Origin of the sequence: Lysinibacillus sphaericus (genome assembly GCF_000600105.1) — a bacterium.
Lineage (GTDB): Bacteria > Bacillota > Bacilli > Bacillales_A > Planococcaceae > Lysinibacillus > Lysinibacillus sphaericus.
Genome location: NZ_CP006837.1, coordinates 3,165,161 through 3,177,381 on the forward strand (window position 1 = coordinate 3,165,161; position 12,221 = coordinate 3,177,381).

The 12,221-nt window shown below is 39.1% G+C and carries 11 protein-coding genes and 1 other annotated feature; all 11 genes read right to left on the reverse strand.

Annotation, left to right across the window (positions count from 1 at the left end; genetic code table 11):
* Positions 1–189 precede the first annotated feature (189 nt).
* Positions 190–540: a DUF3139 domain-containing protein gene (locus tag T479_RS15205; RefSeq protein WP_025220101.1), complete on the reverse strand. Its 351-nt coding sequence runs from the start codon at positions 538–540 to the stop codon at positions 190–192.
* A gap of 26 nt (positions 541–566) precedes the next feature.
* A complete protein-coding gene (locus T479_RS15210) occupies positions 567–1,235 on the reverse strand; it encodes a hypothetical protein (RefSeq protein ID WP_025220102.1) in 669 nt (222 codons plus the stop codon).
* Between the two features lie 257 nt (positions 1,236–1,492).
* Positions 1,493–2,005 (reverse strand): adenine phosphoribosyltransferase, encoded by a 513-nt coding sequence (locus T479_RS15215; protein ID WP_024363155.1) that lies wholly within the window; start codon positions 2,003–2,005, stop codon positions 1,493–1,495.
* A gap of 14 nt (positions 2,006–2,019) precedes the next feature.
* Positions 2,020–4,359, reverse strand: coding sequence for a single-stranded-DNA-specific exonuclease RecJ (gene recJ / locus T479_RS15220; protein WP_038509834.1), 2,340 nt, complete (start codon positions 4,357–4,359; stop codon positions 2,020–2,022).
* Between the two features lie 157 nt (positions 4,360–4,516).
* On the reverse strand, positions 4,517–5,311 hold the full coding sequence (trpA, locus tag T479_RS15225) for a tryptophan synthase subunit alpha (protein WP_025220103.1): 795 nt from the start codon (positions 5,309–5,311) through the stop codon (positions 4,517–4,519).
* Positions 5,308–6,516: a tryptophan synthase subunit beta gene (gene trpB / locus T479_RS15230; protein WP_025220104.1), complete on the reverse strand. Its 1,209-nt coding sequence runs from the start codon at positions 6,514–6,516 to the stop codon at positions 5,308–5,310. The genes trpA and trpB overlap by 4 nt, the downstream gene beginning before the upstream one ends.
* Positions 6,516–7,130, reverse strand: a complete 615-nt coding sequence (locus T479_RS15235) for a phosphoribosylanthranilate isomerase (RefSeq protein ID WP_025220105.1) — start codon at positions 7,128–7,130, stop codon at positions 6,516–6,518. The genes trpB and T479_RS15235 overlap by 1 nt, the downstream gene beginning before the upstream one ends.
* A complete protein-coding gene (trpC, locus tag T479_RS15240) occupies positions 7,127–7,918 on the reverse strand; it encodes an indole-3-glycerol phosphate synthase TrpC (RefSeq protein ID WP_025220106.1) in 792 nt (263 codons plus the stop codon). The genes T479_RS15235 and trpC overlap by 4 nt, the downstream gene beginning before the upstream one ends.
* Positions 7,915–8,946 (reverse strand): anthranilate phosphoribosyltransferase, encoded by a 1,032-nt coding sequence (gene trpD / locus T479_RS15245; protein ID WP_025220107.1) that lies wholly within the window; start codon positions 8,944–8,946, stop codon positions 7,915–7,917. Before trpD ends, trpC begins: the two co-directional genes overlap by 4 nt.
* On the reverse strand, positions 8,946–10,310 hold the full coding sequence (locus T479_RS15250) for a chorismate-binding protein (RefSeq protein WP_025220108.1): 1,365 nt from the start codon (positions 10,308–10,310) through the stop codon (positions 8,946–8,948). The genes trpD and T479_RS15250 overlap by 1 nt, the downstream gene beginning before the upstream one ends.
* Positions 10,311–10,411: 101 nt before the next feature.
* Positions 10,412–10,726, reverse strand: a binding site (T-box leader).
* An 806-nt stretch (positions 10,727–11,532) separates the two neighbouring features.
* Positions 11,533–12,093 carry a hypothetical protein gene (locus T479_RS15260; protein WP_025220110.1) on the reverse strand — a complete coding sequence of 187 codons (561 nt, stop codon included), beginning with the start codon at positions 12,091–12,093 and terminating at the stop codon, positions 11,533–11,535.
* Between the last annotated feature and the right edge of the window lie 128 nt (positions 12,094–12,221).

The following is a 12,221-nucleotide window of genomic DNA, read 5'->3' on the forward strand; positions in this document are numbered from 1 at the left end:
CAGAATTGTTTGAGTACCTGGCACTTGGATGGTATTTTTGAGGTAAATGCATAAAAATTCCTACAATTTGTCGTTAAATCACAAAGAGCCCATGGTATTTCTACTAGAAATATCACGGGCTCATGTTAATAATGTTACTTAGTGCTATTTAGTCGTATACAAAACTTTAAAACCTTTATATACCATGAATTAGGAACGATTGTTTTTATAAGGGTCATAATTTTTCAAATCTTCTATTGGGACTTTTATTCCGCGAATATCATAATACTCAAACTGTCCTTTAATATCATGTGCAAAATAAAGATATACTATATTAGGTTCATTTTGAAAAGTTACTTTTACATAATAATTAGGTATCCCGGTAGTCCATTTACTTTCAATCATAAAAATATCAGATTCATCGTAACCTTTTTCTTCAATTAGATACTCCATTACTTTATTAAGTGAAATGTGCTTTTTTACTTGAATGTACACAAAAGGTGTTAAACATAATAGAAGTACAATAGACAGGATAATTAAAAATTTTTTAATAATAACCACTCTCCCTAATATAGTGAAAGCTTGTTTTATTTAGTGTTGAACGAACCTACATTAGTAAAAATACTAGCATTTTTAATGTGACCAGGTGTTACGAAGGCTGTACTAGAACCTGTTAGACTTAAATTAGTAATATCTCCAGAATTGCTATAGAAAAATGCTTGCCAAATGAACTTAGAACAGTAATTAGGAGAAAGTGTGTTCAAAGGCTGTAAATTAATAATATCATAAACTTTAGCATAAGAATAAGCATACGCTGCCCAATCCGCTGCCCCTTGTCCTCCTGAACGAGGTCGGTAAATATAAATTGTTTCATTTGCTCCATGTCGACTACTATACGTTTCGACTGTATCTCTCTTCCCAGCCACTTCATCTACAGGATTAACATGATATATTCTATAGTCAGGACCGACAATACCTACATGACCAACAATTTTTGTAGACGTCACTAATGATTTTGAAGAATATAAAACATCCCCTATTTTCATTAATGTTTTTGTGCCAGGATAGTAATTTTCATTTTCTACAGCATTAGGGGAAATCCCATTATTCGGAATTTCTATCTGATCAGCATAAATAATCTCGGTATTCTCATTAATAAATGAATCAACTGGTAATTCATTCGCTAAAACCTTGTGTTCCGTCGAAATTACAAAAAAACTTACTAAAAATAGTATTGAAAAGATTATCTTCTTCATTTTTCTCCCCCTAATTATCTATCGCGAAAGTTATATGGTAAAATATAACATAAATAAATATTTAAGTATATACAAATTTTAAAGAACTAATATTAAAGTTATTTTTCATAATATTAGGGATTTTTTGGTGATTAGAGCAGGATTGAAATGCTCATAAACTAGCTCATAGAGATGATGGTGTTCGTCGAAATAGATTAGCAGCTTTTTATTAATTATTTAAAAAAGCTGTCCCAATTATAGGGACAGCTTTTTTAGTATTAATATTGAATTAAAGTTTTTACGCTTAAATCGCCAAGTTTTGCACGGCCATTTAGTTCTTTTAGCTCGATTAGGAATGCACAGCCAACAACTTCTCCACCTAATTGTTGAATTAAGCGTACTGTTGCCTCGACTGTACCACCAGTAGCTAGTAAATCATCACAGATAAGTACTTTCTGACCTGGTTTGATGGCATCTTTATGCATTGTTAAAGTATCTTTACCATACTCTAAACCGTAATCTGCACTAATGACTTCACGTGGCAATTTTCCTGGTTTACGAACTGGCGCAAAGCCAATTTCAAGCGCATAGGCAACTGGGCAGCCGATAATGAAACCACGTGCTTCAGGACCTACAATAATTTCTGCGCCTACTTCCTTAGCATAAGCTACGATTTGATCTGTTGCATATTTGTAAGCTGGACCGTTATCCATAATTGTTGTAATATCTTTGAAGCTGATGCCTTCTTTTGGCCAGTTCTCAACTGTTGTCACGTATTGCTTTAAATCCATAGTTCTTGCTCCTCCTACGAAACTGTATTCGCATATAAATTTAATCGTTCATCAAACCATTGCTTTAACTCTATATATGGCGCATAGACAAGTTTTTGCTCTATTTCAATCTGTTCAGAACGTTGTTTGTAAGACGGTGCCTCAGTTAATGCCGTTTTTGGCGCATTCACGTTGACAGTCGTCAGTCCACTCTCCATTCTAACAAAATTAAGCTCAAAAAACACCTGTGTCATAAATTTTAATGCTTCTAATGGCCAACCAGTATGTTTGGCTAAATCCGGTAAATGCATGTCTAGTGGGAATGCAGGACGTTGCTTTAAAAATTTATAGTACCACGCAAACTGCTCACGTGTAGGTATGCCATTAAAGTACTGGGAATCTGGCATATAGAAATGGGCATAAATACGTGTAGGTGCTGTTTTGCTTAACACATTTTCTAATAATTGAACATTGTGCGGTAAATCTAGCAACACAATATAATCTGTTTGCTCTACATTGGACAGCTCAGCATCTACTAACTGAATTGACACACCAAGCAATGAATGATAATAGCTGATTGTCTCAGGACGAAACGCCAAAAAGACCGCTTCCTCTTTTGGTACCGTGTGTAACCATCGAGATGTTTGGCGTATGCCACGAATATCGAATAATTGCCACTCTGTCGTTTGAACATCTTCAATCATAAACTGAGGCTTTTTACGTCCTTGCCATTCATTAATTTGAAGATCGCCAGTAAACGACACTTTAATACCGTAAGTCAACTCATGGTATAAATGACCTTTGTTAAATCCTACACTATCCAATTTTTCAAGACCGTCAGTTAATTCCATTTTAATGTGATTTTCTGCAGCACCAATTTTTCGCATCGATGCGATTTCCACATCCTCAAGTACATATACTGGCTTTGGAAAATCAGTGCCAAATGGACCGAGCATGGCAATTTCTTCAATAGCATCTGCGGAAATCTCATCAATTTTAAGTGGTATATCAATAGAAAGAACTGGCATTAATTGCTCTTCGGTTAAACAAGCTCTTGCTTGCGCATCCAAGCGTGTGCGCAGTTCATCAACGTGCTCTAATGGCAATGTCATCCCCGCTGCCATCGGATGCCCGCCAAAATGCGGTAAAATATCTCTATTTTTTGCCAATTCATTGTATAAATGGAACCCTTCAATACTACGGGCAGACCCCTTTGCTGTCCCTTTCTCAAAATCTAGTGACAGGACAATTGTTGGACGATAATAAAGTTCAACAAGTCTAGATGCGACAATCCCTACAACACCAGCATTCCAGCCTTCCCCTGCAACAACTAACACAAGAGAATCACCAATTTTCTTATCTGCTTCAATGAAGGCAATCGCTTCATCGGTAATACTTTTCACAATATCTTTGCGTTCTGCATTACATCCATTTAGTTGTTTGGCTAATGCTGTCGCCTTTGCTGTATCCTCTGCCATGAGCAACTCAACAGCTGGCGATGCTTCGCCCAAACGCCCAACTGCATTTAAGCGCGGTCCAAAGTAAAAGCCAATTGTTTCCTCATTAATTGTGGCTTGTTCCGCACTTGCCACCTCACATAACGCTTGAATCCATGGACTAAGTGAACGACGCATTTCCTCAATGCCACGCTTTACAAGATAACGATTTTCATCCACTAACGGAACTAAATCTGCAACCGTACCAATTGCTACAAATTCAAATAAATGGGTTGGCAGCTCACCATAAAGGGCATGTGCTAATTTAAACGCCACGCCAACACCTGCTAATTCACCAAATGGATAATGTCCTTCAGGTACACGCGGATGTAAAATGATATCTGCTTGCGGTAACTCCTCCCCTGGCTCATGGTGATCTGTCACGATGACATCCATTCCAAGTTCTTTGGCCACTCGGATTGGCTCAATCCCAGAGATACCGTTATCAACCGTTAGTATTAATTGAACGCCCTCTTCATGGGCTTCACGAAATAATGCTTCACTCGGACCATAGCCATGTAAAAAGCGATTCGGTATTTTAAAGGAAACATCTGCGCCAAGGTCTAGTAAGACATGGAGCATTACCGTCGTACTTGTTACACCATCCGCGTCATAGTCTCCGTACACTAATATTTTCTCGTTATTTTCAAGCGCTTGTTGAATGCGCGCTACCGCTTCTGCCATACCATGCATTAAAAATGGGTCGTGAATATTTGCTTCTGTCATATTTAATAAGCTTTCTGCATCAGCTGATGTTGTACAGCCTCGTGCTGCTAAAATTTTTGCCGCAATAGCAGAAAGTTGTAAGTCATTTTGTAATGTTTGGACAAGTTGTGCGTCTGGACGCTCGACCTGCCATCTTTTTTTCGATAAAATCATTTTCTCACTTCCTCACGAAGGCTATTATACCGAAAATCGCGCCTATACGCACTATTCACTAGCTTACTAGTTTTATCCTCATGACGTCCATAAAAAAGCCTACTCTAAATAAGAGTAGACTCGGTGCCAGGCACGCAAACAATTCTCACACAATTTGCTATAAAGGCGTTGACGTCTCAATCGTTCCTTTTGAGGCAGCGACTAATGCCTCGACCTTCGCAACGTTGCCTTTATGCAAGGCCTCTACTATTGTACTGCCTACAATGACGCCGTCCCCAAGTGCTCCCATGCTCACAACTTGTTGTGGTGTTGAAATACCAAAGCCAGCTAATACCGGTATGTGACACATCTCTCGCAGACGTTGAAAATGACCTTCTAAATCATCCGCAAAACTTGGACGTGCTCCCGTAATGCCGTTCACCGTTACAGCATAGACAAAGCCTTGACTAGCCGCTGCAATACGAGCAATTCGCTCTGGTGGACTTGTTAATGATACAAGCTGCACAATATCCACACCATGGGGATTTAACGTTTGACGCAGTATGGCACTTTCTTCAAGTGGTACGTCAGGGACGATTAATCCTTTGACACCCCCTGCCACACAAGCACTAGCAAATTGCTCTAAGCCATAAGCTAAAACAGGGTTAAAATAGGTCATCACGACTAATGGCACAGTAATTTCTTGACGGAATGATGCAAGTGTCTCCAAAACATTACGCAATGTTACACCTTCTGCTAATGCGCGCTCACCAGCCTGCTCAATAGTAGGACCGTCTGCAACAGGATCGGTAAAAGGAATTCCGATCTCAATAGCTGTTACCCCCATTTTTTGTAGCGACAAGATGGTGGGCTTTACTGTACTAAGTCCTCCATCCCCCGCCATAATATAGGGCACAAAAGCTTTATTCCCTGCATTTTTTACTTGTTCAATTGCCTGTTGTAAATTGGTCATGATTGCTCACCTCCAAGTACTGCACGTACCGTATGGACATCCTTATCCCCGCGACCCGATAAACAAACAACAATAATATCATCTGCATCCATTTCTTGTGCAATCTTCGCAGTATAGGCAATGGCGTGAGCACTTTCTAATGCAGGTAATATTCCTTCCGTCCGACTTAGTAATTGTAAACCTTCAAGCGCCTCAGTATCTGTGATCGAATCAAACTTTGCTCGACCAATATCATGCAAATAACAATGTTCAGGCCCCTTACCAGGATAATCAAGGCCAGCCGAAATGGAATGAGCCTCCTGCACAAAACCATTGTCATCTTGCAGTAAATACATATACGCTCCGTGTAGAACGCCTAACTGCCCACCAGCAATAGCTGCTGCATGCTTTCCAGTGTCAATACCACTGCCAGCTGCTTCTACACCATATAATGCGACCGCTTCATCATCTACAAATGGATGGAACATGCCAATCGCATTGCTACCACCGCCTATACATGCGACTACTGCATCGGGTAAACGCCCTTCTTTTTCCAATATTTGCGTTCTTGTCTCCACACCAATGATACGTTGGAAATCACGTACAATTTTTGGGAATGGATGTGGACCTAGAGCTGAACCTAAAATATAATGTGTATCTTCAACATTCGTCACCCAGTAACGTAGTGCAGCATTGACAGCATCTTTTAATGTTTTTGATCCTGTCTCTACAGACTCTACCTTTGTGCCAAGTAACTCCATACGGAAAACATTTAATTGCTGTCGTTTAATATCTTCTGCACCCATAAATACGACACATTCCAAATTCAATAAAGCACAAGCAGTCGCTGTCGCTACACCATGTTGCCCTGCACCTGTTTCCGCGACGATTTTCTTTTTTCCCATACGCTTAGCAAGAAGTGCTTGGCCAATCGCATTATTAATCTTATGTGCGCCTGTATGGTTTAAATCTTCACGTTTTAAATAAATTTTGGCACCACCAAGCTCATTCGTTAAATTTTCAGCAAAGTACAGTGGCGTCTCACGTCCTACATATTCCTTTAAGTAATATGCTAACTCGTTTGTAAATGCCTGATCTGCCATCGCTTCATCAAATGCTGCTTCTAATTCAATTAATGCTGTCATTAAAGTTTCTGGGACATACTGCCCACCAAATTTTCCGTAGCGCCCTTCCTTTGTTGGTACGCTATTTGCCAATGAATGCATTATACTCTCCCCCTCTTTACTGCTTGTAGAAATGCTGTTATTTTTGCTGTATCCTTACTACCCTCTGTTTCCACACCACTTGAAACATCTACCATAAAAGGTGATACGAGTGACAGTGCCTCTTGAATATTGTCTAATTTTAAACCACCAGCTAAAATTAGTTTATGTTGTGGAATACCAGCAGCTTCAAGTAATGTCCAATCAAATGTATGTCCACTACCACCTTTATAATCTGTGCCAGGTGCATCAAATAAGTAATAATCCACATCATAGTTAGTAGCTGCCTGCACATCTTCAGCGCAATGCACAGACAAAGCCTTAATGGATGGATAGCCTTGTTGGATAATAAACGCTGGAGATTCCTCACCATGATACTGTACATAATCCAATGGCACAGTTAATACTGCCGAACGTAATTCTTCAGGCGTTGGATTGACAAAGACACCAATTTTCTTTATTCCATCGGGTACATGTTTGGCCAATTGTTGCGCTTGTTCAATGGTTACTTGACGTTTGCTTGGCGCAAAGACAAAACCGATGGCATCTGCACCTGCCTGCACTGCGGCTTGCACATGCTGGACTTCTTTCAAACCACAAATTTTCACTTTCGTCATAGTAATGCACCTGCTTTATTTACTTGTAATTGTTGAAGTGCTACACCTGCATTACCACTGCGCATTAATGACTCTCCTACAAGAACAGCACTTGCTCCCATCGCTGCAACCTTTTTGGCATCATCACTATGCCAAATTCCGCTCTCGCTAATAAGCATACGTTGCTCCCCAAATGGAAAGACTTTTGCAATTTCTCTTGTTCGCTCTAAATCCACTTCAAATGTACGCAAATCTCGGTTATTGACCCCAATTAGCTTTGCCCCAACAGCGAGTGCTCGTTCAAGCTCTTCAATATCGTGCACTTCGACTAATACTTCAAGACCTAAACTTGTGGCGAAGCGATATAAATCTTGTAACATTACATCGTCAAGTGCTGCAACGATAAGTAAAATGATTGATGCTCCAGCAGCCTTCGCAAAGCGAATTTGCACACGGTCAATCATAAAGTCTTTACACAGAAGTGGCGTTTGAACCGCCTTCGCAACGGCTGCTAAATCTTCAAACGAGCCTTGAAAAAACATTTTATCTGTTAAAACCGAAATGGCGGCTGCACCAGCTTGTGCATAAATTTTTGCCTGTTTTACTGGATTAGCGCCCTCTGCAATAAGACCTTTGGATGGAGATGCGCGTTTCATTTCGGCGATAACTTGTAACGTATCAGCAGACTTTAACGTTGCAAAAAGAGCGTTACGTTTTATCTCGTTGCAATTGGCTAATGGATCTGGCTGTGTAAGCAATGCGTCTACTTCTATTTTCTTCTGTTCAATTATTTTTGTTAATATATTCATAGCCCAATCTCCACTTCTTTTATTTTTTCACTAAAGGCAACAACTGCCTCTAATTTCTGCAATGCACGGCCGCTGAAAATACTATCTTTTGCCATTTCAACACCTTCTTGAACGGTTTGTGCTGTTCCTTGGCTGAACAAACCTATTGCGGCATTTAACAATACCGTATCGAAATAGGCACTTTGTTCACCAGCGAGTAATTTACGCATAATAGTTGCATTTTCATCAGCATTGCCACCGCGTATCGCTTCTAGGGGTGCATAGTGTAGCCCGACATCTTCTGCTGTTAAGGCAAATGGAATTAAGTCACCTTTATCTACTAAGATGGCTGTATTTTGACCGGCAAGTGATGCTTCATCTAACCCTTTCGGACCAGAAACGACAATCGCCCGCTCCCGTCCAAGCATTTGTAAAACAGAGGCATATTCCATTACAAAGTTGGGACGATTAATGCCCGTAAATTGTGTGGCTAAAGGGACGGGATTTGTCAGTGGGCCGACAAGATTAAAAATAGTAGGCTTTCCTAAGGCACGTCGTACTTCCCCAATGCGTTTTAATTTCGGATGGACATTTGGAGCATATAAAAAGGCAATTCCTTCTGTTTCTAAAAGTGTCAGTGTTTGTTCAATCGATATATTCGTATGAATACCTAAAGCCTCTAACACATCTGCACTACCTGATGCAGAAGAAATTTTGCGATTCCCGTGCTTCGCCATTTTAACGCCTGCTCCTGCCAAGACAAAGGCTGATGCAGTACTAATATTAAATGTATTTAAGCCGTCTCCGCCTGTACCACAGTTATCCATATAAACCCCAGCTTCTGCTGGCACTTGGAGCGCAAACGAACGCATTACTGTGGCTAATGCTGCAACTTCATGTGCCGTTTCACCCTTTGCAGATAAGGCTATTAAAAATTGGGCGATAGCATCTTTTGGCGTCGCCTGTTGGAACATCCATTGAGCTGCTTCAATCATTTCTTCATACATTAAATGCTGTCGTTGCTGTACCTTTTGTTGTATACTGTCCATCATTTAGCCCCACCTTCATATTCTAAATGTTGTAAAAACAACTGTTGTTCTGCTGTTACATGTGTCAATACACTGCCGACATTTGAATATTTAGTTACCATAACAGTGGATTGTGTATGCATCTTTTCGTTTTCCACTACAATGGATTTGCCTGTTAATGAAAAATCTAAATGCCCATTAAACCCTATAAATCCAATAGCTCCACCAAAAACACCTGCTGTTTGAGCTGTTTTTTCTACTGTTTGCTCGTTTGCGATATTAATAGCTGCGAATGTTGGCATCATAGCAGCCAATACATCTACTGCATGAAGCATCGGTAAGCGCTGCCCCTCCAGACGTGATGTCATATGCATTGCTTGCTTTGACCGCTCAATTTTCATCGTTTCAACTAGCTTGATAGAATCAGGGAAACAAACAGTGGCTAGTTTTTGTTGTACAGCCGAAACAAGACTTGCATGCGATTTCCTTACCTCAGCATTTTCATATAGCTGACGTTCATTATCTAAATCTTCTACGTTTGTTGCACCTCGTGCACAAGAGCCTTCCGTTGGCGTCGCAATGACATGTTCATCTTGTACTCGAACTAAACTTTCAGGTGATGTTCCCAGCACAATATGATCATCGAAAGTGACAAAATACATGTACGGCGCAGGCGTTTTTTTACGTAATTGGCGATAGAGCGCCAATGCATCTCCTTGTATATTGGCAATAAAGCGTTTGGACAGGACAACACGTGTATGCTCTTCGCTTAACGTCTTAGTTAACGATGTCACAGTGGATTCAAGTTCTTGATTTGATAGCGTTGTTAGTCCATCGTAACTCCATGTAGTATCCTCCCCTTCATTGCCCGTTAACAACTGGTGAGCTAGCTCCTCTAAATTTGGCTCTTTTTTTTCTGCATCGATGTTCGTATGAATGCAAGTCACCTCATCCGTTAGATGGTCAAACACAATAATGGTTTCATAGACATGGAAATGAACATCTGGTAGTTCTAACATTCCTTGATGATTTAAAACGATGTTCGTTGCATTACTACCAATATAACCAACGGCACCACCTGAAAAAGGAAATTCGGTTGTATTAGAAATACGTGGCATCAAGCGCTTCAACAGTACAAAAAGATCACCTTTATGTGTATACGTTTTTCCTGTTTTATAGGAATATTCCTCTATCTCATCGCCCACACCTTTATAGGTTTTTCGTGGATTAGCGCCGATAAAAGAATAACGTCCTGCGCCTTCATGCTGTGCTGAACTCTCCAGTAAAAATTTATGGGTGCCTTGCAAGCGTCTAAAAATTAAGATTGGTGTTAATGAATCCCCATTGATTGTTTTCATCTTTGTTCTTGAACTGGTTGTTTGCATATCGACAAAACCCCTTTATTAAAATAAATTTGCATATACGAGTTGGGAAAAGCATCAAAACAAAACAAAAAAGCCCTCTGCAAAAAGGAAAATTCCTAATTACAGAGGACGATCATGACCGCGTTGCCACCTCATATTAGAGCTAAAAAGCTCTCACTTATGTGCTTCAACCATTTTATCGTAAATTAAATCAATCGCTGTGGTTTCAGGCGAAGGATTTTCAGGCATGCGCCTAATCAACAGTTGTGTAACACACAACCGTCATGATGGAAGCACCCCCGATAACGTGGGGAATCCGTTTGCTATTATATAGCAACTCTCATAAGTCCATTCACATAAGCTACAAATCAGTTTACACCGACCACTGACTCTCTACATTGCACACTTATGCTACTACTCTTATTCAACAATTTCTCAGCTATTCTCATCTATGCTCTGCTCATCTGTTCTAAGGTCGATCTCGCTCCCGAGACCTTCTACCATATACCGAACGAAAAGTTAGCCTTATTCTATGCCAACCTACAATAATTGTCAACCAATTCTGATAAAAAGATTAAAAAGCTGCTTATTTCTATTCGCATTTGTTAGTGAATTATAAGCACTATCACTTCAATTTTTATAGGACTTATTGATTTGTGTTACTGCGCTGCTTGCTTCCTTTGGGCACTCCTCCGTTGCGTTTGGTGTCTTACGTCTCATGTTGTTCCCCAAGAGTCGAGCAAATCTTCACTTCAATTCATTTAAACTTTGCCCATTCATTAAGTTAGGAGTTGATATTGACCAACAAGGTCTCCTATTAGTCACAGTTTACCTTTATTTAGTAATCTTTTTTGCATAAAGCTTCAGCACGCAGGAAAAATCAACAGCAGTATTTTCAATAATTAAAATAAAACGGACTGTAGACAAACGTGAAAACCTCGGAGTTTGTCTACACCCCGAAACCACCAGTTTTACTAGTCATCTTGATTATTTTCTTGAAGTTTAACTTTATAATTTTTATATAACAGAGCCATTAACATGAGCACTGCCAATATCAAGAATACTATTAGAAATATGCTTGTAGTTACCTCTATTTCATTATTAATGATTAGAAAACCGGTTGTTAACCCAATCATTATGCCCAAAAACATCATAAAAAAGTTTGCTTTTATAATAAATTCACCCTCTTTCTCTGTATATAACAAGAAAGACTATCAAATTAATTAGAGAGATTTTTTCTAATTTATCCAACATATACTTTTGCTTGAGCGGTTCTGTTTGGATCCCAATAGTATTTCGTTAATTTCATAACTTTCTTAAAATCACCACCGTTAGGATAATAACAATTATAATATTCTATTGCCCCATACATCGTATTAGGTGCTTTAATGGCTTCTAACATACCGACAATTAAACCTAATGGAATCGTAATTCTAGGGTCTTTAATTTCAACTGATGCTATAGACCAAGGGAGACCATTTATCAATCCATTAACATAATTGTATGGTGTAGTATCAAATTCTTGTTTATACCAAAAAACGCAATTTTCCTCTTGTGGTATAGCATATTGAATAAATTTTGGAGTTTGCTGAGAATTAAGAAGTTCAAGTAGACATGCGGCTTCATATACTAATTTTCCATCTTCATCAATCAATTCTTTATTTACAAAAATATTTTTTCTATACTCTATGTATCCGGATTCTGTAGTTTTAGTTGAAGCAGAAACTTCTTCAACTAAAATATTTACAAGAGGTAGAAATACTAATATCCCAAAAAAAGTTATAAAGGTAATACTCTTACGCATAAAATAAGACCTCCTTTTTTTATTTAAAATTTAGCAAAACCTTTTTTAAAAATCAATTGATACTCTAAGAATATATAAATTAGTCTGCTTTTTAGTAGTAAATGGAGATTCTTAATTAATAGCTAAAA